Source organism: Mycolicibacterium phocaicum, assembly GCF_010731115.1.
Lineage (GTDB): Bacteria > Actinomycetota > Actinomycetes > Mycobacteriales > Mycobacteriaceae > Mycobacterium > Mycobacterium phocaicum.
This window is the reverse complement of record NZ_AP022616.1, coordinates 5,546,400-5,568,469: the sequence shown is the minus strand read 5'-3', so window position 1 is coordinate 5,568,469 and position 22,070 is coordinate 5,546,400. Positions and strand designations below refer to the sequence as shown.

The following is a 22,070-nucleotide window of genomic DNA, read 5'->3' as shown; positions in this document are numbered from 1 at the left end:
TTCTGCCACTGACACTGACGCGTACTCCCTCCCATTTGCTGGCTGTTCGCTATAGCCCCCGCTCAGCGAACTGCGACTACTATCGCATCGTTTGCTCGAAAATACCACCGATCAGAAAAATAGGCAGGTCAACCGCAGCGGCCCTGCAGCGCGGCCTTAGCGAACCCGGCAAACTGATAGAAGAACGTCAGCTCCCATCCGACGGGCGAGAAGTCATAGTCCCTGGGCAAAGCCACCGCAACCACCGAACCGTGGTCCGGGGAATAGCACTGCCGGAAGATCAGGCGGGCGCGCGGCAGGTGGTACCGCCAGCTGACCACGATGATCCGGTGCCAGGATCGGCCCTCGGAGAGTTGGCGCATCATCATGGCCTCGCCGCGGGTCGTCAGGATCTCCGGCTTCCGGCAGATCACCTCGATGTCGGCGGCCGGCGCGCAGGCGCTCTTCATCTGGGGGTCGCCCGGCACGTACGGGTTGGACAGCACCACGGTGCGGGCCCAGCCCTGCCGGGCCAGGCTCAGCCCGTACTGTTCGCGGCCGTCGTGTTCACCGGCCAGCACGATGATCGCGTCGGCCCGCTGGAGCTGATCGGACTTGGCGCCCGCGAACAGCACCAGCCCGGCCAGCCCGACATCGACGAGCACGACGATCGTGACCACACCGATGACACGACGGATGACCCGGCCGAGTTCACCGCGCGCCATAGTCCGCCAGTTGTTCGGCGCACATCTCCCGGTACTGCTGCCACATCCGGCGACCCAACTCGCGCTGCCCGGCAGCGCTGTAGTGGCGATCGTCGGGACTGTTGTACGAATCGCGCGGGCCCGCCACGAAGGTGCAGAGCGGCCACCGGTTCGGGGTGTCGGCGTGCACGGCGTCGATCGCGGCGTAGGGCTTGCCGCTCAGCTCCATCTCCTCGGGCACCATCTGCCCCAGGACGAACGGCAGGCTCTCGCCGTACCGCGCGCGCAGATCCCCGATCAGCGAGTCGAGCTTGGCCTGGTACTGCGCGCCGGAGATCAGCGGCACGTCGGTCTCCCCCTGGTGCCAGAGCACCGCGGCGATCTCACTGCCGGGAAACCGCGCGAGCGCCGCGTCGATGGCCGCCACGGCCCGGCGGTACAGGTTCACCCGGGTCTTGCGGTCGGCCGGATCCCAGGTGTGCCCGTTCTTCGGGGTGAACGAGGTGTCACCACGGGCACCGGGGATCAGCAGCACCGGGCGTCCGGTGTCGTCGGCGAGTTGCTTCGCGAAGGTCGGGCCGAAACCGACGTATTTGCAAGGTATTTCGTGCAGCAGGGGCTGCGTCGCCAGCACCGCCGTGCCTTTGGACGGCCCGCACATGGCCCACTGGTGCACCAGCGGGTGGGGACGGTCCAACCCGTCGGGATCGACCGGCAGTCCCATGCCGAACGCGTTGGACTGCCCAAGGATCGGCAGGATCAGATACGGCCGCTCGGGTTCGCCGACCGCGGTGCCGCGGGGCGCGATGAGTCGCTTCACGATGCATTTCGCCTCGATCAGCAACTGCTGATGAATCGGGCTGTCGCCGTCGGGATTACGTGGTCCCCTGCGCAGGACAGTCATTGACCGCCTCGCCTCCCCTGAATCGTTCTGCCAGCCATCGCAATTGACCCGGCCCGTCGATGTCGCCGTGCCCACCGTCCGGCTGGAAATTCCAGACCACCGTACCGCCCAGCGAACATGCGCGGGCGATGGCGGCCTTGGTCCATTCCGGGTCGAGGAACGTGTCCTTGCCGCCGTAGACCACCGACATGGGGGCAGACAGCGGCTGCTGCGGCAGGGCCCAGTCCTGCAGGTACCGACGCAGCCGGTCGGCGGCCGCCGCATCGACCGGTGCCAGGTCGGTCGGTCCGATCGCATCGATGGCGGTGGCGCGGTACGCGACGTCGGGCCCCGAGCACGCTGACAGCACCTTCCAGTACCTGGCCGCCGCGCCCCGGCGGTAGTCGTCGCGGTTCAGGTCGGGATGCAGCCGGGCCAGTGACTCGACGATCGCCTGGAACGCCGCCTCCTGGTCCTTGGTCATGGTGCCGGCCTTGCCCTGATCGAAGAGGCCGGCCTTGTCGACGATGCCCGCCACGTCGGCCGACGGCACGCTGGCGGCCGCGCCGATCAGGTCGAGTTCGGGCGCGTAGGTGCGCGCCTGTTCGTCGGCGGCCCAGGCCGCGCCGCCGCCCTGCGAACCGCCGAACACCGCCCAGCGGTTGGAAATGTCGCGGAACGTGTGGCGCAGGGCGCGCACCGAGTCGATGACGTTGCGGCCCGCCGTACGGTTGTCGGTGTAGGGGTGGACACCGGGTGCGCCCAGGCCCTGGTAGTCGGCGAGGGCGACGGCGAAACCGAGGTTGACGAAGCCCTGCACGAACACCACGTTGCCGAGGAGATTCGCCGACAGCGACGGCGCGCACGGGTAGTCGATGCCGGTCGTGCCGTGGGCCAGCGCGATCACCGGCCAGCCGCCGTCGGGCGCCTGGCCCCGGGGCGTGAACACCGATCCCGACACCACCGTCGGCGCGTCGGTGTCACCGGAGGTGGATCGGTAGACCACGCGGGCGGCCTGTAAATCCTTGCCCTCCACCGAGTTGGTCAGCGCCGGCATCGTCATCGCGCTGATCAGGCTGCCCGGGCCCGAGCCCGTCAGATCGGCCGTGCGGATCGGCACCGGGTCACCGGCACCGCCGTGCCGCAACTTGTCCAGGGCCCAGCTGCCGACCTGCCACATCACCGGCAACGACGCCGCGATCAGGAGCACTGCCGCGAGCGCGGCGCCCCACTGGATCGCACGGCGCATTCAGGACCACCTGGTGCGGTACCGCTTGGCGAATTTCATGACGGGCTCTTCCACTGCGTAGTACGTGACGGCCGAGACCACCAGTGTCACCGCCAGGACGAGCGCCACGTTGCGCAGCATGCCGGGCACGGTGTCGCCGGCCATCAGGCCCCAGCGGCCCAGCAGCAGCATGAGGGGGAAATGCCAAAGATACGCCGACAACGAGACCTTGCCGACGAACCGGAAGGGCGCGGTGTCGAGCAGCTCGGCCAGCCCGGACCGCTCGCCGCGGAACAGCGGCGCGACGATCACCAGGATGCCCAGCGCGCACAGCACGGCCAGGGCCGACGTGGCGTACGGGTTGGCCAGGGCGATCAGGCCGAGCATGACCACACCCGCCGGGAACATCGCCAGGAAGCTGTACAGCCGGACGCGGCGGCTGAGCTTCTCGCGAATCGCGTTGTGCTCCATGGCCACGACGAGCACCGCGGCGGCCATGCCGAACGCGAAGGTGTCCGAGTTTGTCAGGAAGGTCTTGGTGTAGACCGCGACCCAGTTGGCGCCCCAGTTGATCTCCGTCGGATCGGTCAGGTGCAACGCCGAGATCATCCACGGCACGAAGGCCCGGCCGATGAAGCCCAGCGCGATCAGCAGCGCCGGCCCGAGCGACACGACGAGCCACGGCCGCAGGTTCGACCGCCGCCCGAGGGCGAACAGCAGCATGCCCAGCAGCGGGATCGAAAGGTAGAAGGCGTATTCCAGCGTCAGCGACCACGACGGGTTCAGGCCGGTCTGGAAGTACTTCGGGATGTACGACTGCATCAGCGTCAGGTTGGCGATCAACTGCCACGGGTCGGTGATCATGCCGGTGCCGTCTTCGGTGCGGGTCGGCTGCAGCGACGCGTTCTCGATGTAGACGATCTGCAGCAGGTAGTTGCACAGCAGGAATATCACCAGGTAGCCGGGCAGAATCCGGGCGATGCGGTGCACGGCGAAGTTCGCGGTGCTGGGCAGTTCGCGCTGCTCGATCAGGTTGCGTACGTAGGGCAGGAACAGCAGGAACCCGCTGAGCGCGTAGAAGAAGATCAGCGACAGCCCGACGAGGTTCGTCTTCCAGTGGTAGGCCGTCTGCGGTGAGTAGTGCCCCGTGACGTGCATGACGGCGACGCCCAGGCACGACAGCCCGCGGGCGCCGTCCAGCCCGATGATGCGGGCCCGGGTCCGGACCGGTGCCGAGGTCGGCGCGTTCACTGTCCTGCTCCCTGCATGGAATTGAATGACGGACAACTGTTCTGGGCGGGGACGCCGCCGAACCGGTCCTTGATCCAGTCGTAGGACATCGCCACGTCGATGTCGGCGTGCCCCTTGGTCGGCTGGAACATGATGTCGATGACGTCGCCGAGGCGGCACGCGGCGGCGAGCGCCTTGTTCGTCCAGTCCGGCGGCAGCAGCGTGTCCTGGCCGCCGTACAGCACGAGCATCGGCGCGGACGTCGGCTCCTTGGGCAGGCTGCGCTTGGCCAGCAGGCCCTGCAGCGTCGCTTCCGCCTGCGGGGTCGCGGGCCGCAGATCGTCGGGCGTGATCTTGTCGATCGCCGCGGTCCGCGCCGCCGCGTCCTCGGTGCGGCACGAGGCGAGGACGTCCCAGTGCTCGACGATCTCGCCGTGGCGATAGTCCGCGAGGTTCAGGGACGGGTTCTCCGTCGCCAGGGCGGCCAGGATGAGCTGCAGGATGGCGCCCTGCTCTTTCGACAGGCTGCCGGCCGCGGCCCCGGCGGCCAGGCCGGTGAGATCGGTGGCCGGCGACAGGCTGACGGTGCCGACGAGGTTCAGCCCGCTGCCGTAGCGGGCGGCGAGTTCGTTTGCGGCCCAGGCGGCTTGGCCGCCCTGGGACACCCCGACGGCCAGCCAGCGGTCCGACGACTGCGGTACCAGCTTGTGCGCCGCGCGCACGGAGTCGATGACGTTGTAGCCCACCGTGGTGGCATCGGCGTACGGATGGCCGGCGGTGCCCGGGCCGAGGCCCTGATAGTCCGGCAGGCTCACCAGGTAGCCGGCCTTGACCAGCGTGGTGATCGGCGCGGACAGCCCCTGCAGCGTCGACGACCCCGACGGTCCGCAGTCGCGTTGCACGCCGGACGTCGCGTGGCCGAAGACGATGATCGGCCAGCCGCCCGGCGGCGGTGTCCCGTTCGGCACGAAGACCGAGCCCGACACCTCGGTGTGCTCACCGGTGATCCCCGACGTCGACGTGTACCCGATGCGGGCGGCCAGCGACACGGCCGATTTCAGCCGCAGGTCCAGCGTGGGGAACGTCGACGCCGACACCAGCGCACCGGGCACGTGACCGGCGCCCGTGGTGTCAGGTTTGAGGTCGATACCCCCAGCCGTAGGGGGCCCGGCCTTTTTCGGTGCCGGATCACTCTGGCAGGCCGGCGCGGTCAGACACACCGCGGCGAGCAGGCCCGCGGCGACCAGACGCCGCAGCTGCCGCGAGTTCATCCCGACGCTCCGGCGGTCGCGTCACCGATAACCCGCTCGAGGTGCCGGCGACTCTGTACCCGGTCGAAGATCAGCGCCCGCGCGATGACCGCGATGACACACAGCGCGAAACCCAGGACCGTCCCGGTCATCACATACGACGCCACGCTGCCCACCCGCTCGGCGGGGCTGGCGTCGTCGATGACGACGAGCGTCGCGCTGGTACCGGCGACCAGGGCCAGCCGGTTGCCCACCGCGACCAGGTCGTTGACGACCTCGTGCGCGATCTGTGTGGTCTGGTCGGCATCACCGCCGGTGACCGTGACGTTCAACATCGCTGTGGCACTGGGCAATATGACGATCCGGGCGGCGAGTTCCTTGTCGGACTCGATCAGGCCAAGCTTCTGGATGATGGGCGCGGTGATCTGCGAGCTGGTGGCCAGGTTTCGGTAGGTCTCCATCAGGCCGAGCATGCCGGCGTCGCCGTAGTAGGCGTCCAGGGGCGATGCGCTGCCCTCGGTCCGGACGAACACCGATGCCGTGGATCGGTATTCGGGCTTGGCGTGCTCCCAGCCCGCCCAGCCCACCAGTGCACTCGCGATGGTGGTGACCAACACCAGCACCCAACTGTTCTTGACGAACAGCGCGTAGTCGCGCACCCGCGGCACTCCGGCCGGCGTGATCACGTCGCCCCCACACAGACATCGGCCACGCGCTCGCCGTCGAACCGCGCCTGCAGCCACGCCAGCGCGTTCTGCATCGTCTGGTCGTTGATCTGGCCCGTGTCGCCGACGCCGCGCATCACGACGATCTGCTGGCCGCGGGCACACGCGGCCGCGGTGGCCGTCAGCACGCCGGCCGCCGGGTTGACGGTGTCGGCCGTGCCGAACGCCACCAGCACCGGCGGATCGTTCGGGCCCGCACCGGGACTGGGCAACGCGACGGCACCGAGGCGACGCTTGAGGTCTGCCGCAGCGGCCGCATCCTTGGCCTGGAAGTCGTTGGGAGTCAACTGATTCAGCGCCAGTTGGGCGGCCGCGACGTCGCGCGGTGCGCAGTCGACCAACAGGTCCCACTGGTCCTTGAGTTTCGCCGAGCGGTGCGCGTCGAGGTCGAAGTCGGGCTGCATGGTTTCCAGGCTCTGCAGCGCCCGGATCTGCAGCCGGTACTGATCGGCGGTCGCCAGCGCGGCGGTGCGGTCCGGGTCGGCGAGCGGCGCCAGATCCGCGATCGGGTTGACCGCCACCGCGCCGACCATGTTCATGCCGGCGCCGTAGGTCCCGTTGCGTTCGGCCGCGGCCCACGCGGCCAGGCCGCCTTCGCCGGCGCCCAGCGCACCCCAGTTGGTGCTGGTGGACGGAGCGGCGCGATGGATCGCGCGGGCGGCGTCGATGATGCTGTTCCCCAGGCTGTTCGCATCCAGGATGGAGTGCTGCCGGGCACTGGAGCCCGGGTCGATGCCCAGCCCCTGGTAGTCGGACAGGACGATGGCGAAGCCGCGCCGCAGATACACCGTCATCCCGGTCGAGTAGCCCCAGAATTGCGGCGCGAGGGTCGGCGCGCACTTGGGCAGCAGCCCGGTGGTGTCGTGCCCGAACGAGATGATGGGCCAGCCGCCCTTGGGCGCCGGGCCCGGGGGCACCGCGATCAGGCCGCTGACCTGGATGGGACGGCCGTCCACGCCGCTCGTGGACCGGTACACGATGCGTGCCGCGGTGGCGCCGGCCTCGTCGAAGCTGGGGTCACCTTTGACGGGCTTCAGCTCGACCAGGGAACCCGGGCCGTCGTCGGTGAGGTCGGGCGGCGGGAGTGCCTCGGCCCCCGGAAACATCGGGGTGAGGTCCCGGGTGGGACGCACGTCGTCACCCGGCCGTGGCGGCACCGGACCCGACTGGCCGCACGCAGCGACGGTGACCAGCACTGCAGCCAGTGCCAGTACCGTGCGCCGCAACTCAACCTGACGCATCACGGCTTCTGGTGCGCCGCCGTCTTGGCCTCGGGCTGCGATGCAGCCTTGGCGGCGGCCTTGGGCGCCGCCTTCTTGCTCTTGCCGCCACCGGACTTGGGGCCGTCGGACCCGCCGATGTGAAGCTTGAACTCGACCGGTTCGTCGGTGGCGACCGAACCGATCAGTACCGCGTTGGCGGACTTCAGGGTCTGCACGGCACGCGTGAGCGCATTGCTCGTCGTGTGCCGGATGCGGCCGACCAGCAGAGCCCCGTCCGACAGTGCGGCGGCGACGGCACCGTCGTTGTACTTGCCCAGCGGCGGCGTATCCACGACGACGTAGTCGAACTGGCCGGACAGGTCGGCGAACAGGCTCTCGGTATGGTCGCCGGCCCACAACTCGCCCGGACGCGTGGTCGCGGGGCCCGCGGGCAACACCGCGATCCGGTGCTGACCGACGGAGACCTCGGGGATCAGGCTCTCGGCGACGGTGTTCTCGCCGACCAGCACGGTGCTCAGGCCGCGGTCGGCCGCGCCTTGACGGGCCGCCGGGGTCAGGTCCAGGCGCTGCGCCACCGCCGGGTTGCGCAGGTCACCGTCCACCAGCACCACGCTTCTGCCGGTCTCGGCCAGCACGGCGGCCAGATCGATCGCCACCGTCGTCCGCCCGTCGGACGGCGACGGACTGGCTACCGCGATCACCCGAGCGGCTTCATCACGATTTGCCGGCACGGTGAACCGCAAATTGTTGCGGAGCTCGCGCAGCGCCTCCGGATAGGCACCCTCGGCGGTCAGGTCGACCACCGGCGCATGGCTGCGGGCCGAGTCCGCGGGCAGCGCGCCCATGAGCAGCGAACCACTGGCGTCGGCCACGCGGTCGCGGCCGCGCACGCGGCGGTCGATGATGCCGAGCACGATGGCCGCCAGCAGGCCGAGGACGAGGCCACCGGCCAGCCCCATCCCGATGCGGGTGACCATCGAATAGCCCAGGGGCTTGGTCGGATAGCCGGCCTCGTCCACGACGATGGCGCCCGCGGCGGGGCTGCCGCCACGGCGGGACGTCTCCAGCTCCCCCACCAGGCCGGCGAGCTGATCGGCCACCGCGCTGGCGTAGGTCTGCGCCTGGCCCGGGTCCTTGTCGGTGACCGACACCTGCAGCAACACGGTCTTCGGCAGCGGGACGGCGGTGACCTTGGCCCGCAGTTCGCCCGCCGAGATGGTCGCCTTCAGCTGGTCCACCGCGCGGGCAGCCACCTGCTCGCTCATGGCGAGGGTGGCGTAGGAGTTCACGCGGTCCTGGGAGAACAGGTTGTTCTGGTAGGCCTCGGTGACCGACGTGCCGTTCTGGGTCGCCACGAAAAGCGTCGCGCTGGACTGGTATTCGCGATCACCGAATTCCCACCACGACCAGCCCGCGACACCTCCGACAACCGTCAGCGCCACGATCGCCCACCAGTACCGGCCGAATATCCGCAGGTACTCTTTGATCTCCAAGGTCGTGCCCCTTATTTCAGCAATGCGACGGCTCACAGATTAGCGGCTGGGAACCGGACCGACCATTCAGGCGCGCCACGGGTCCGGGCAACCTGCTTGAGCTTAGCTGGTCGAGCTGAGAACATAGTCGGCATGAACGCCCGTTTGGGTCAACTCGGCAATCTTAAATCATCGGTCGGGATTCTGGCCGTGATCTTGGGCCTGGTCTGGTTGGCGACGTCTTTTGGCCAGGTCACCCTGTTGGGCATTGTCGCTATTGCCGCACTGGTTGTCGGCATCTATGTCGGATTACGGCATCCGCTGTGGTTCTTGTACGGATTGGCGGTCGTCACCGGCGCACTGCCTTTCGGATATTTCCCGGGCGTTCACGTGCCCTTATATCTGCCGTTCGCATTCGGTGCGGTGGTCGCGTTGTTTGTGCATCCGCGACTGGCCCGTCCGATTCATCCGCTGGAATGGGCGATCATCGCGCTCGTGATCACGTCGATCGCGTCGGTCGCGGTAACCGGCGTGGGCGTGGGCGACGTCATCCAGATCGTCCGGTGGTCGGTGGTCACCTTGGTCGCGATCGCACTGAGCAGTCTGTCGGGGCAACATCTGGAGAAGTTCGGCCGCATATTCGTCTACGCGACGCTGGCCAATGCGGTCTTCGGCCTGTACATCGTGGCATTCGACCCCAACCAGACCTCGTTCAGGTATCTGCGGGTCTTCGGTTACGCGGCGGAATACACCGCGACGCGCTTCGCGTTCGCCGAAGGCGGTGCCGAAAGGTCCATGCGACTCGGCGGCACGTCGGTGGACCCCAACGCCGAGGGCATCGCGCTGGTGGTGTCGATCGCCGTCGGCCTGGTTGTCCTGGCGGGCTGGCAGCGCATCGTCGTGACCGGCATCTTCCTCGTCGCGCTGCTGCTCACCTTGAGCCGGGCCGGCATGTTCACCATCGTCGGCGGGGCGGTGCTGGTGCTGGCCTTCCACACCATGCGGTCCCGGGACCGCGGTTTGGCCATCGCCGCGATGGTGGCCGCGATCGGAGCCGCGGCGGCGATACCGGAAGTGCGGACCAGATTCGCGCACTCGTTCAGCAGTGACGATGTCGGCTCCACTTCCCGAATTGATGCCATCCGTGAATTCCCCGACACCATGGCCGGTTACTGGTTGTTCGGAAAAGGCTGGAACCGGCTCGAATTCCGGGACGGAAACTATGCGTTCGTGCTGAACCATGTGTCGAACGCGCCATTGCTGACGATTTACCGCGGCGGCATTTTCCCCGGTCTGGCGTTCTTTGCGATCATGGTGATCGGTTGCGTCATGAGCTACCGCGCGATTCGCTCGAATTCATTTGCCTGGGCCGGATATGGCGGCATCTACATCGGATTCTGTGTTGTCGCGCTCCAACTCGATCACCCCGTGGTCGGCATCCCCCCGGCCACCCTCAAGTTCTCCATTTTGCTGGCGTTCCTGGTGCATATAGACCGAGAACGGCAGGAACAGGTAAGACTGCGACACGCCCAAGCAGATTCACAGCAAACGCCCTTGGCTGCTGCACACTGAGTGCGCGTTTGCGCCTCGCGACGCACTTCATAGGTGAAGGGCGGTTGCACGATGCCCGGGAAGCGCCCCCGACGATCCGCCCGCCGTTTCTCGAGCATGGCATCGGCGATCGCCGGCAGCATGGTCTGCGCCCTCATCGTCTTGACCGGCATCCCAGGGGACACCCCTGAGCGGGTCAGGATCGCCGAGCGGGCCAAAGTCGTCAACCTGCCGACCACCATCGGCTTCGCCGACTCCGACATCTACGGCCTGTCGCAGGATGACGTGAACCGGACATTGGCATTGATGGCCAACAACCGCGTGAACACCATCCGGTTGATGATCCCAGTGGGCCGGGGTCGAGCCGATCCTCGGCCAGCTCGACTGGAGCCTGGTCGACAAGACGGTGAATGCCGCCGCCGCCATGAACATGTCGATCATCGCGTTCATCAACGCGACCCCGCCCTGGGCCATGTCGCAGGGCGGCCTCCCGCTCAGCAGCCGGCCGTCGGACCCCGACGCCTACGGCGCCTTCACGGCCAAGGTGGCCACGCGTTACAAGGGCAAGATCTCCGCCTACGAGATCTGGAACGAGCCGAACGCGGTGTTCTTCTACAGCCCCGCGCCCGATCCCGCGGGCTACACCGATCTGCTGAAGTCGGCCTATCCGCGCATCAAGGCCGTCGACCCGGACGCGACGGTGATCGGTGGGGTCGTCGGCGCCGTCGTGGACTTCGGCTCGTGGTCGATCAACCCGGTGCGCTTCATCGCCGGGATGTACGCCGCCGGCGCCAAGGGCAACTTCGACGCGCTGTCGTTCCACCCGTACAACTACAACCTGAAATTCTCCGACGGCATGCTGATCGCGAATTCGCCTGTCCTGCAATTGCTTCAGATGCGCCAGGTGATGATCGACAACGGCGACGACGAGAAGAAGATCTGGGCCACCGAATACGGCGAGCCCACCTCGGTGGTCAACGAGACCACGCAGGCCGCGTATCTCAAGGACATCTACACCAAGTGGCAGGAGATGCCGTACACCGGCCCGCTGATGGTCTACACCACACGTGACCGCAAGACCGGGAGCAACCAGGCCGACGCCACCGTCGGGCTCTACCGCAGCGACTGGACCCCGAAGCCCGCGGCCGCCGACCTGGCGGCGACCATCGCCGCCGGCGTACCCAAATCGCCGGAGTTCCTGCGCTTTTCGCAGATCACCGACCCGGCGCACGGCTCGGTCCTGAGCCCGGTGTTCAAGGCAACCAAGACGGTGTGGGCGCAGGTCCGCACGGTCAACACCATCTACGAGCTGCCGAGCGGCTACGTGTCGTCACCGCGCCCGGTGGCCGACATCGCGATGCAGCGGAACTCGGTGCCTTCGAGCGTCTTTGCCGATGGCTACCAGGACTTCTCCGGCGGCCAGGTGTTCCGCGTGTGGTGGTCGCCCGAGACCGGTGCCCACTGGGCCTCGAGCGCTTTCGCGCAGGCCTGGAAACCGCAGCTGGGGTTGGCCACCAGCGACGAGCGCTACGTCAACGGCTCCAACCGCGTCGACTTCCAGCACGGTTACATGGTCTGGGCACCGTGGGTCGGCGTGAAGGTCTACTACACCTGACCGTCGCCGCGCAGCAGGTCGGCCACCGCCCGGTGCGGCAACCGGTCCTGCCACCGCTGCCGGTTGATCTCGAACAGCTGGTTTCCCAGGTCGACGGCGGCCGGCACGTCGGTGAGCAGCCGCCGGCACTCGGCGATGAACGCCGCATCGTCGTCCAGGGGTCGCAACCCGAAGATCGGCCCGAGTGATCCGATGGCCGCCGTGGTGGCGACGGCAGGCAGCCCGATCCGGATGGTGTCGAGCAGCTTGACCCGGACTCCCCCGCCGGTGCGGATCGGCGCGATCAGGGCACGGCACGTGCCCAGGAACGCCCCGAGGTCGTCGACGAATCCGAGGTCGCGGACCCCGTCGGGATAGACCGGGTCGGCCGCACCAGGTTTCTTGGCCCCGATGATGCACAGTTCGGCGCCGGGGATCCCGGCGGAGATCCGCGGCCACAGTTCGAGAGCCCGCAGGAACCCCTCCTGGTTGGGCGGCCAGTCGCGGGTGCCCATGAACACCAGCCGCGGCGGGGAGGTCGCGACGTCGACCTGCGTACCGGGCGGCATCGTGATGTCCATGAACCGGGCATAGGCGACGCCGTTGTCGCGGTAGTACTCGGCTTCCTCGGCGTCGTAGGTGCTGACGGCGTCGGCCGCGCGCGCGACGCGCAGCTCGTCGCGGACCAGGCGCGGTTCCTCGACGCGGCCGAGCGCGCCGCGCGACGCCCGCCAGACCAGCGACTCGCTCACGTTGGTGTTGACGACGAATCGCTTCTTCCCGAAATGCGTGCTGCGGAAGAACGATTCGGCCATGTAGCTGTGTTCGGCGACGAACACGTCGGCGTCGCTGCGATCGATCGCCCGGACCAGTTCGTCGGTGTCGAATCGGACATGCACCAGGCTGCGCCGGCGCCGCAGGGAGTCGATGAGCAGCCGGTGCGGACGCACGGCCGGCTTGTGGACCCGCTCGAGCGGCAGGCCACCGGGAATCAGGTCGGCAGTGACGGTGCCCGGTCGGGGTGACAGCGCGATGGCCGACACCTCGGACGAGTCGGCGGCCAGCTGCATGAGCATCCGGGCCAGCGCGACGTCACCGGTGTGTTCGAGCACCGGGTCTTTCGACAGGATGAACGCGGTCTTCGGCGTGGTCATGACTCCACCACCTCGCGCGGCCGGTAGACCGCCCACGTGAACCCGGCGAGCATGATCGCGTCGGCGACGGTGGCCGCGATGGCCGCGCCCACCGCACCGAGCGGCGTCAGCGTCGCGAGGGCGGCGACCATGCCCAGTTTCACCGGCACCAGGCCGACGGCGATGGTGAGCCGGAAGACATCGTGCCGCTGGGTGTAGAGGATCACCTGCAGCACGAAGATGCAGATGCGCAGCGCGGCGAAGCCGCCCATGATCATCATGGTCGTGGCGAGCTGGGTCGGTGCCCCGAAGGCGAACAGGCAGCCACCGATGATCAGCAGCAGCGAGCCGCCGAGTGCCGCCATCCGCAGGATGTTGCGCAGCGGTGGGGCGGCCGACAGGTCTCCGCCGCTCTCCCGCAGCGGCTCGTGATAGGTCATGCCGAAGGACTGGCCGGCAGCCGCCACTGCGGCCGCGACGACCCACGCGAGCTGGTAATAGCCCGCTGCCGTGGTGTCCACCAGGGTGCCGAGCAGCAGCACGTCACCGCCGAGATACAGCGTGGTGCCGAGCATTTCGCCGGTCAGCGCCGCGATCAACCGCGGCGGCCCGGGTGGTGCGGGCCGGTGACCGATGGCCAGCTTGGCCCCGACCAGCAGAATCAGCACGTAGGGCGTGCAGTACAGCAGCGAGGCGTGGGTGAGCGTCGGGTGCGCCGCGGTGTACAGGTACACCGCGCCGATGCCGGCACTGGAGAACTGTCGCGCGGTGTCGAGCCGATACACCTTGTCCGGGTGGCCATCGCGCGCGGACTGGCTCTTGACGACGTTGAGGGCGATCTCGCCGCCGGCCACCATCAGACCGAAGCCGATGACGTAGTTGACGTCGAACGTGACCGCGCCGGCGGCGACCAGACCCACCGCGACGAGGTAGCGCATGGTGCGCTCACGCAGGAAGTGCTCCTCGGATTCCCGGATGGCCCGGACCGCGAAGGAGTTGTCGACGGTGTTGCCGACGATGCCGTTGAGCACCGTCGCCATGGCGTACAGGCCGTATTCGGAGACACCGAGGCGCTGGACGAGGATCAGCGTCCACAGCAGGCCGACCCCGCGACCGCCGTAGATCCAGATCAGCGAGATGAGCGTCTTCGCCACATTGCGGGTGGGCGCTTCGGGGGCAGTCAGGTCACACGCTCACAGCTGCTCGGGCCAACATGTCGGTCCACACGCGGCCGAACGCCTCGGCCGTCCGCGGCCCGGAGCAGGCCTCGCGGTAGGCCTCGACGTGCCGGCCGAACTCGGCCAGTCGCTGATCGTCGTCGACGAGGGACACGATGGCCTTGGCCAGCGACGACGCGACCTGTTCGGCGTTCTGGTCGCCGATGCGGACGACGAGGGCGCCGGTGCGCTCGTCCAGTTCGGCCAGGGCGCCGTAGTCGGTGCAGACCACGGGTGTGCGGTAGGCCATCGAGTGGGCGACCGAACCGGATGCCGGGTACGTCTCGGCGTAGAAGTGGCGCTTGCCGTACGGAATCACCACGGCCCGTACCGAATCGAAGAACGTGTCCTCAGCCGGACCGTCGACCGGGCCGACGATCTCCACCCCCGGGCCCCCCGTCAGTGCCTCGGTCCCCCGGCCCGCCACCCGGATCACGATGTCGTCGGGCAGCTCCCGGCGGATGCGGGCGATCTGCTCGAAACCCTTGCCCCGGTACACATGCCCGAAGAAGCCCACGGCCTTGGGCCGCTCGGTGAGCGGGCGCAGCCGCGGCCGTTCGGAGATGATGTGCGGCACGGCGGCGACGGTGCTGTCGGGGTAGATGGCCTTGATGGAGTCCGCGCCGATCTGACTCAGCGCGACCATCGTCCGGTCCCCGTTGACGACGCCCTCGATCCGCCGCGACAGCGGGCGCAAAGGGTAATGCAGGCCGTGCATGACGAGCCGGTGCTGCGCCACGAACCGGGTTCGCGCCGGCCACCAGATGCCTTGCGGCGGATCGTGAATCGTCGCCGCCACCGGCACCCCACGTAATCCGGCGATCGACCAGAACGCCGACACCGCACCGGCCGCCAGCTCCGCATGCACCAGCACCCGTCCCGGCGGCGCACCGGCCACCAGTTCGGCGACCGCACGCCGGTGGCCCCGTACCTGGGCGACCGTCTCGGCGCCCGGACCCAGGGTGCGACGTTGCATGACCTCACCGAACAGCGGCTGTACCGCGTTGACGAAGTTCTCGGCGTAGTCGCCCACCGCGGTCTGGCCTTCGGCCGGACCGATGTAGACCAGCCGGTACTCGCGTAGATCGACCGGCATCAGCAGAACAACGGCCGGTACTTTGCGCTGTAGCCCAATGCATCCGGATTTCGCTTGGCGAACACCTTGGCGGGGTTGCCGCCGACCACGTCGAGTGGGGCCACGTCCTTGACCACGAGCGCCTGCGCGGCGACGACGGCGCCGCGGCCGATCAGGGCGGGCAGCACCATGGCCCGGCTCGCGATCCATACGTAGTCCTCGATAACCGTCGGGATCGGGATCGGCAGGAAGTCCGGGTGGTTGATGTCGTGCCCGCCGCCGAGCAGGTGGACATCGCTGGCGATGGTCACGTTGTCGCCGATCCACAGGCCGGCCCGCGCGTCGAGCAGGCAGCGGAATCCGATTGTGGTGCCGTTGCCGATCGTCAGGAATTCGATGTCCAGGATCGTGGTGCCGCGCATGATGGTCGACCACTCACCGATGGTGGCGCCGAACAGCCGCAGGAATCCCTGGCGGATGGTGTGCGACGGGATGTGCGTGATGAACATGTTGAACAGCAGTTCGCCGATTCGGTTGCGCGCCTTACGGCGAACGCTCATCTTCTGCATCTTGTAGTAGGTGACGCGGCCGTCCTCACCGAGTTCCCACTCGGGATCCGGCGGCAATTTCAAGGTCGGCGCGGCCGCTTTCTTGCGTGCCACATCTGCCGGGTCTGCCGTTGCCGGCTCGCCAATCACGTTCTTCGCTCCCGTCGTCCCGGATTCCGAGTTAACCACAGTGTTTCGGCCCCGTCAGTGCAGCCGGCCCTGGCGCGTCAGCATCTCCGACCACTTTGCGGCGTAGGCGGCGGCGACGTTCTCCGGCGACCGCTCCTGGCGCGTCCGGTCGGCATTCGTCTCCAATTCCTTGAGCCGCGCCTCGTCGTTGAGCAGGGCCTCGATGGCCGCCGAGAACCCGGCCGGCAGCGCCTTCGGGTCGTCAGAGTCCATCGGCACGACGACCGCGCCGGTCTCGGTGCCGAACTCGGCCAGAGAGCCGTAGTCGGTGCACACCACCGGGGTGCGGTACGCCATGGCGTGCGCGGCGACCGACGACGCGGGGTAGGTCTCGGCGTAGAAATGGCGCTTGCCGTACGGAATCACCACGGCGCGCACCGAATCGAAGAACGCGTCCTCGGCGGCACCGTCGACGGCACCCACGATCTCCACCCCCGGGCCACCGGGCAGCGCCTCGGTCCCCCGGCCCGCCACCCGGATCACGATGTCGTCGGGCAACTCCCGGCGGATGCGCGCGATCTGCTCGAAACCCTTGCCGCGGTACACATGCCCGAAGAAGCCGACGGCCTTCGGGCGCTCGGTCACCGGGCGGACCCGGGGCCGCTCGCAGACGAGGTACGGGGTGTACGCCACGTCGGTGTTCGGATAGGTGTCGCGAATCGACTGGGCACCGATCTGGCTCAGCGCGAACAGCGTCCGCTCCCCGTTGACCGCGCCCTCGAGCATCCGGGACACCGGACGCAGCGGGTAGTGCAGGCCGTGCATCACCAGCTTGTGCCGGGCCACGAACTTCGTGCGCCCCGGCCACCAGATGCCTTGTGGCGGATCGTGCACCGTCGCCGTCACCGGCACCCCACGCAACCCCGCGATGGACCAGAACGCCGACACCGCACCGGCCGCCAGCTCCGCGTGCACCAGCACCCGGCCGGGTTTCCCACCGGCGACCAGCTTCGCCACTGCACGCCGGTGTCCCAGGATTTCCCGCGCGCTGTCGGAACCCGGCCCGAGCGTGCGGTGCTCGACGAGTTCGCCGACATGTGGCCGCAGTGCCCGAATCAGGTTTTCTGCGTAGTCGCCCACCGCGGTCTCATGGTTCGCCGGTCCGACATATACCAGGCGGTAGTCCTTGAGCGAAGCCACTGTGTTTGCTCCCATCCCGATCAGTACCCGGCCAGCTTGTCGACCGCTTCATGCAGCCGCGCGCTGAACGCGTCCTCGGTGAACTGCGAGACGTGGTGCTTGATCTTCTCTTGGTCCCACGTCGTCGACTCGAAACGGCCCAGCGCCTCGCGCACCGAATCGGGTTGCGGCTCATCGAAATACAGGCCGGTGGTGCCTTCGTCGATGGTGTCGAGGAAGCCACCGAAGCGCAGCGCGACGCTCGGCCGGCCCCACACGCCCGCCTCGATCGGGGTCAGGCCGTAGTCCTCGAAACTCGATGACATCAGTGCCCGGCAGTTCTTGTAGAGCCAGGCCATCTGCCCGTCGGTGAGGTTGTGCAGCATGGTCACGTTGTCGGTCTTCATCGACCGCAGCCGCTCGGCCTCCGGCCCGTTGCCGACCACGACGAGCTGCCGGTCGCTACCCGCGAACGCCCGCACGATGACGTCGACGTTCTTGTACGGCAGCAGCCGGCACACGACGAGGTAGAAGCTGCCGTTCGGATCGCTCAGATCGACCTTGTCCTCGAGCTCCTCGACGGGTTCGACGGCGTACGACCGCGACATCGCCACCGGCGCGAACATCACCTCGGCGTCGATGTCGTAGGCCTTCTTGACGTAGCCGCTGATCATGGTCGAGATCGCGAGGTACTTGTCGGCCGCGAGCGCCTGCCGGCGGTCCCAGTCCAGCAGGCGCTTCTTGGTGAGCTTGAGACCCAGGCGCTTGATCGGGTTCGCGTGGTCCCCGAGGTAGGCCTCGGTCTGGTACAGCCAGCGCGCCGGATTGTAGCAGTAGATGAGCTTCTTGCCGTTGGTGCGGAAACCGTGCGACCAGCCGCTGCAACTCGCCAGCACGATGTCGGCGTCGACATACATGGACTCGGCGACGCGCGGATAGATCGGCAGCGCGGCCCGGTGGTACTTGCGGGCCAGACCCACCTTGTTGAGCGCCGACACCCGGATGTCCAGGTCGGCAAACTCCGGGTAGGTCAGCTCGGGGTCGTACAGCATCGTGTAGAGCGGGGCGTCCGGGAACGCCTTCGTCATCGAGAGGACAACTTTTTCCGCGCCGCCGAACTGGGTCAGATAGTCGTGGGCGATGGCGACCTTCGGCCCGTCCACTCCGTCGTACTTGCGCGTCGAATGCACTGTTGAATATCCCCTTGCGCCGATCTGCTGATCGTTTCGCGGTCGTAGAGTCAGCTACCCGAAAAGAGCGGGCACGCATATCGAACCGCAAACTAACGCAAATGACAAGCTAAATGCATCGAGCCTGCGCAGGACACCCTGCCGACAGTGTGCGCGCGCCCGCACAGCTAAGCGCGATTCGATACCATCGGTCGGCCTTTCCCGGCGCCACACTCCCCCGATGGCAACCCGGTCTCGCGGCTTCGACCAGGCATTACCCGCTGCCCGCGCGGCACCCGATCGCGACCACGCTCAGGGCCCGCTCAGCAAATGCCACGGCCTGAACGCTGTTCAACCCGAGTTACGGGCGGGACCAGCGCGCGAAGTGTATATTGACTTACCAGCAAACTACTGACGCAGGTCGCGCAAGCCGCGGGGGCGGAAAATCTATGAACGGTGTGCAAATGAGCGGTACACACGTGGATGTCCATTACAAGGATTTGGACACCCTCTGGCAGGGCTACGACGAGTCCGTCCGCACCCTGGCCGAGCGCGAAGGCGTCAAGGCCGTCGCCGAACTCGGTGGCGGCGCCAACCCCATCATCGGCGGCGACGACTGGAGCTTCGCCGACGAGCGCGTCGTCATCGACATCTCCGCCACCGAACTCGCCAAGGCCAACAGCCGCGTGCACACCCGCGTCGCCGATCTGTGCAAACCGATCGACAACGAGCTGGCCGCGTACGACCTGGTGTTCTCCAAGATGCTGTGCGAGCACCTGCCCGACGCCCGCACATTCCACGAGAACTGCTTCAAACTCCTTCGCCCAGGCGGACTTTCGGTGCATTTCTTCCCGACGCTCTTCGCGTTCCCGTTCGTGGTGAACCTGCTCATCCCCGAGCAGGCGGCGCGCACCGTCATCAGCAAGCTGCAGCCCGGGCGGTTGCAGAACCCGCACCACGAGAAGTTCCCGGCCTACTACCGCTGGACCACCGGCCCCACCCAGAAGGCCATCAAGCGGTACGAGAGCGTCGGTTTCCAGGTCGAATCCTGGTCCGGCGCCTACGGCCACGGCTACTACCGTGTGCTTCCCCCGCTCGACGCCCTCGAGCGCGCCAAGAGCCGTTTCCTGCTTAAGCACCCGGTGCCCGCGCTCACGAGTTTCGCGGCTGTGGTCCTGCGCAAACCGGCGTGACCCGCCGAGAGAGCACCCCACCTTCACAACTTTCTTAGAGAACCGTTAACATCGTCGCCATGACGAGCGTGACCGAGCCACCGGTGGACAAGGCGATCGACATCCACACCACCGCAGGCAAGCTGGAAGACCTGCGTAGGCGTACCGAAGAGACCCTGCACCCCGTCGGCGAGGCCGCGGTGGAGAAGGTCCACCAGAAGGGCAAGCTCACCGCCCGCGAGCGCATCCTGGCGCTGCTGGACGAGGGTTCGTTCGTCGAACTCGACGCGCTGGCCAAGCACCGCAGCACCAACTTCGGCCTGGCCGACAAGCACCCGCTCGGCGACGGTGTGGTGACCGGCTACGGCACCATCGACGGCCGCGAGGTCTGCATCTTCAGCCAGGACGCCACCGTCTTCGGCGGCAGCCTCGGTGAGGTCTACGGCGAGAAGATCGTCAAGGTCCAGGAGCTGGCCATCAAGACCGGCCGCCCGCTGATCGGCATCAACGACGGCGCCGGCGCCCGCATCCAGGAGGGTGTGGTCTCGCTCGGTCTGTACAGCCGTATCTTCCGCAACAACATCCTGGCGTCGGGCGTCATCCCCCAGATTTCGCTCATCATGGGTGCCGCGGCCGGCGGCCACGTGTACTCGCCCGCGCTCACCGACTTCATCATCATGGTCGACCAGACCAGCCAGATGTTCATCACCGGACCGGACGTCATCAAGACCGTCACCGGTGAAGAGGTCACCATGGAGGAGCTGGGCGGCGCCCACACCCACGAGGCAAAGTCCGGCACCGTGCACTACGTCGCCTCGGGCGAGCAGGATGCCCTGGACTACGTCCGCGACCTGCTGAGCTACCTGCCCCCGAACAACTACGCCGAGCCGCCGCGCCTGCCCGCGCCGCCGCACCCGGGCGCCGTCGAGGACAACCTCACCGAAGAGGACCTCGAGCTCGACACCCTGATCCCGGATTCGCCGAACCAGCCGTACGACATGCACGAGGTCATCTCGCGCATCCTCGACGACGACGAGTTCCTCGAGATCCAGCCCGGCTACGCGCAGAACATCGTCATCGGCTTCGGCCGCATCGACGGCCGCCCGGTCGGCATCGTGGCCAACCAGCCGACCCAGTTCGCCGGCTGCCTGGACATCAACGCCTCGGAGAAGGCCGCGCGGTTCATCCGCACCTGCGACGCCTTCAACATCCCGATCATCATGCTGGTGGACGTCCCGGGCTTCCTGCCGGGCACCGAGCAGGAGTACAACGGCATAATCCGCCGCGGCGCCAAGCTGCTGTACGCCTACGGTGAGGCCACCGTCGCCAAGATCACCGTCATCACCCGTAAGGCCTATGGCGGCGCGTACTGCGTCATGGGTTCCAAGGACATGGGTTGCGACGTCAACCTGGCCTGGCCGACGGCCCAGATCGCCGTCATGGGTGCCTCCGGCGCGGTCGGCTTCGTCTACCGCCAGGAGCTCAAGCAGGCGGAGAAGGACGGCGTCGACGTCGATGCCCTGCGCCTGCAGCTGCAGCAGGAGTACGAGGACACCCTGGTGAACCCGTACGTCGCGGCCGAGCGTGGTTACGTCGACGCGGTCATCCCGCCGTCGCACACCCGCGGCTACATCGCCAACTCGCTGCGTCTGCTGGAGCGCAAGGTCGTGCAGACGCCGCCGAAGAAGCACGGAAACATTCCGCTGTGAGCGGCGACGTGCAGACCTCTGAAGCCGAGGCCTCCGTGGAAGCGCCCGTCGCGCCGCTGTTCCAGGTCGTCAAGGGCAACCCGTCCGACGAGGAACTCGCCGCTCTGGTGACGGTGCTGGCCAGCGCCTCCGGTGGCGGTGCCGCCGAGGCCGGCGACCGCAACGACTGGGGCCACCCGGTCTCCAAGCTGCGGTACGCCTACACCAGCTGGCAGCTGGTGACGTTGGTGGAGCGCACCTTCATCCGTCGATGAGGCTCGTTCTGGGCTCGGCCTCCTCGGGCCGGCTCAGTGTCTTGCGCAAGGCCGGTGTCGAACCGGTCGTGCTGGTGTCCGACGTCGACGAGGACGCGATCATCGCGTCTCTCGCAGACGCGAGCCCCGGCGATGTCGTACGCGCCCTGGCAACAGCCAAGGCGCAGCGGGTCGCCGACTCCCTCGACGCGAGTCTGTCGTCGGATTGCGTTGTGATCGGCTGTGATTCGATGCTCGAGTTCGACGGCCGGCTCACCGGCAAGCCCGGCTACCCCGATGTGGCTCGCCGGCAATGGCACTCGATGGCCGGCCACAGCGCCGTCCTGCACACCGGCCACTGTGTGCTGCGCCTGACCGCCGGCGCCGTCACCGATCAGGTCACCGAACTCGGTTCCACCACGGTGCATTTCGGCGAGCCGAGTGCCGCGGACCTGGACGCCTACGTCGGCACCGGCGAACCCCTCTGGGTGGCAGGCGCTTTCACGCTCGACGGCCTGGGCAGCTGGTTCATCGACGGCATCGACGGCGACCCCTCCAACGTCATCGGCCTGAGCCTGCCGCTGCTGCGCCGCATGCTGGCCCGGCTCGGCGTGTCCGTCGCGGAGCTGTGGGCCGCGAACCGGCCCGCGTAGTTTTTTCCCGAATC

20 protein-coding genes are annotated in these 22,070 nt (G+C 67.8%); 6 read left to right on the top strand and 14 right to left on the bottom strand.

Annotation, left to right across the window (positions count from 1 at the left end; all coding sequences use genetic code 11):
• Positions 1-128: 128 nt before the first annotated feature.
• The 8 genes from G6N46_RS26810 to G6N46_RS26775 are packed head-to-tail and all read right to left on the bottom strand — an operon-like array spanning position 129 to position 8,715.
• The gene (locus tag G6N46_RS26810) at positions 129-704 is read right to left on the bottom strand and encodes a YdcF family protein (protein ID WP_061000774.1); all 576 of its coding nucleotides are present in this window, start codon (positions 702-704) and stop codon (positions 129-131) included.
• The gene (locus tag G6N46_RS26805) at positions 691-1,587 is read right to left on the bottom strand and encodes a sialate O-acetylesterase (RefSeq protein ID WP_061000776.1); all 897 of its coding nucleotides are present in this window, start codon (positions 1,585-1,587) and stop codon (positions 691-693) included. The genes G6N46_RS26810 and G6N46_RS26805 overlap by 14 nt, the downstream gene beginning before the upstream one ends.
• A complete protein-coding gene (locus G6N46_RS26800) occupies positions 1,559-2,815 on the bottom strand; it encodes a lipase family protein (protein WP_061000779.1) in 1,257 nt (418 codons plus the stop codon). The genes G6N46_RS26805 and G6N46_RS26800 overlap by 29 nt, the downstream gene beginning before the upstream one ends.
• A complete protein-coding gene (locus tag G6N46_RS26795) occupies positions 2,816-4,045 on the bottom strand; it encodes an acyltransferase family protein (protein ID WP_061000781.1) in 1,230 nt (409 codons plus the stop codon).
• Positions 4,042-5,295, bottom strand: a complete 1,254-nt coding sequence (locus G6N46_RS26790; RefSeq protein ID WP_061009598.1) for an alpha/beta fold hydrolase — start codon at positions 5,293-5,295, stop codon at positions 4,042-4,044. Before G6N46_RS26790 ends, G6N46_RS26795 begins: the two co-directional genes overlap by 4 nt.
• A complete protein-coding gene (locus G6N46_RS26785) occupies positions 5,292-5,960 on the bottom strand; it encodes a YveK family protein (RefSeq protein WP_061000786.1) in 669 nt (222 codons plus the stop codon). The genes G6N46_RS26790 and G6N46_RS26785 overlap by 4 nt, the downstream gene beginning before the upstream one ends.
• Complete coding sequence (locus tag G6N46_RS26780; protein WP_131808698.1) at positions 5,957-7,240, bottom strand: lipase family protein; 1,284 nt, start codon at positions 7,238-7,240, stop codon at positions 5,957-5,959. Before G6N46_RS26780 ends, G6N46_RS26785 begins: the two co-directional genes overlap by 4 nt.
• Positions 7,240-8,715 carry a tyrosine-protein kinase domain-containing protein gene (locus G6N46_RS26775; RefSeq protein ID WP_061000788.1) on the bottom strand — a complete coding sequence of 492 codons (1,476 nt, stop codon included), beginning with the start codon at positions 8,713-8,715 and terminating at the stop codon, positions 7,240-7,242. The genes G6N46_RS26780 and G6N46_RS26775 overlap by 1 nt, the downstream gene beginning before the upstream one ends.
• A gap of 132 nt (positions 8,716-8,847) precedes the next feature.
• On the opposite strand from G6N46_RS26775, the gene G6N46_RS26770 reads away from it, so the two are divergent.
• Entirely contained in the window at positions 8,848-10,266 is a 1,419-nt protein-coding gene (locus G6N46_RS26770; protein ID WP_061000789.1) for an O-antigen ligase family protein, read from the top strand.
• A gap of 385 nt (positions 10,267-10,651) precedes the next feature.
• Positions 10,652-11,860: an LGFP repeat-containing protein gene (locus G6N46_RS26765; RefSeq protein ID WP_234785334.1), complete on the top strand. Its 1,209-nt coding sequence runs from the start codon at positions 10,652-10,654 to the stop codon at positions 11,858-11,860.
• Here the strand turns inward: G6N46_RS26765 and G6N46_RS26760 are convergent.
• From G6N46_RS26760 to G6N46_RS26735, 6 genes are read right to left on the bottom strand one after another with little or no spacing between them, the layout of a single operon-like run.
• The gene (locus G6N46_RS26760) at positions 11,851-12,993 is read right to left on the bottom strand and encodes a glycosyltransferase (protein ID WP_138250081.1); all 1,143 of its coding nucleotides are present in this window, start codon (positions 12,991-12,993) and stop codon (positions 11,851-11,853) included. The genes G6N46_RS26765 and G6N46_RS26760 overlap by 10 nt on opposite strands.
• Positions 12,990-14,126 (bottom strand): polysaccharide biosynthesis protein, encoded by a 1,137-nt coding sequence (locus tag G6N46_RS26755; protein ID WP_138250082.1) that lies wholly within the window; start codon positions 14,124-14,126, stop codon positions 12,990-12,992. The genes G6N46_RS26760 and G6N46_RS26755 overlap by 4 nt, the downstream gene beginning before the upstream one ends.
• A gap of 31 nt (positions 14,127-14,157) precedes the next feature.
• Positions 14,158-15,285 (bottom strand): glycosyltransferase family 4 protein, encoded by a 1,128-nt coding sequence (locus G6N46_RS26750; RefSeq protein ID WP_138250083.1) that lies wholly within the window; start codon positions 15,283-15,285, stop codon positions 14,158-14,160.
• Positions 15,285-15,962, bottom strand: coding sequence for an acyltransferase (locus G6N46_RS26745; RefSeq protein ID WP_226519205.1), 678 nt, complete (start codon positions 15,960-15,962; stop codon positions 15,285-15,287). Before G6N46_RS26745 ends, G6N46_RS26750 begins: the two co-directional genes overlap by 1 nt.
• Positions 15,963-16,016: 54 nt before the next feature.
• On the bottom strand, positions 16,017-17,156 hold the full coding sequence (locus G6N46_RS26740) for a glycosyltransferase (protein WP_138250084.1): 1,140 nt from the start codon (positions 17,154-17,156) through the stop codon (positions 16,017-16,019).
• Between the two features lie 5 nt (positions 17,157-17,161).
• Complete coding sequence (locus G6N46_RS26735) at positions 17,162-18,310, bottom strand: glycosyltransferase (RefSeq protein ID WP_234880724.1); 1,149 nt, start codon at positions 18,308-18,310, stop codon at positions 17,162-17,164.
• Between the two features lie 443 nt (positions 18,311-18,753).
• Here G6N46_RS26735 and G6N46_RS26730 point away from each other — a divergent pair, with 443 nt between their 5' ends.
• From G6N46_RS26730 to G6N46_RS26715, 4 genes are read left to right on the top strand one after another with little or no spacing between them, the layout of a single operon-like run.
• Positions 18,754-19,482 (top strand): class I SAM-dependent methyltransferase, encoded by a 729-nt coding sequence (locus tag G6N46_RS26730; RefSeq protein ID WP_234880725.1) that lies wholly within the window; start codon positions 18,754-18,756, stop codon positions 19,480-19,482.
• Positions 19,483-19,541: 59 nt separating this feature from the next.
• Positions 19,542-21,170, top strand: coding sequence for an acyl-CoA carboxylase subunit beta (locus G6N46_RS26725; protein ID WP_061005204.1), 1,629 nt, complete (start codon positions 19,542-19,544; stop codon positions 21,168-21,170).
• Positions 21,167-21,424 carry an acyl-CoA carboxylase subunit epsilon gene (locus G6N46_RS26720; protein ID WP_133426930.1) on the top strand — a complete coding sequence of 86 codons (258 nt, stop codon included), beginning with the start codon at positions 21,167-21,169 and terminating at the stop codon, positions 21,422-21,424. Before G6N46_RS26725 ends, G6N46_RS26720 begins: the two co-directional genes overlap by 4 nt.
• Entirely contained in the window at positions 21,421-22,056 is a 636-nt protein-coding gene (locus tag G6N46_RS26715; protein WP_064858483.1) for a Maf family protein, read from the top strand. Before G6N46_RS26720 ends, G6N46_RS26715 begins: the two co-directional genes overlap by 4 nt.
• Positions 22,057-22,070: the final 14 nt, after the last annotated feature.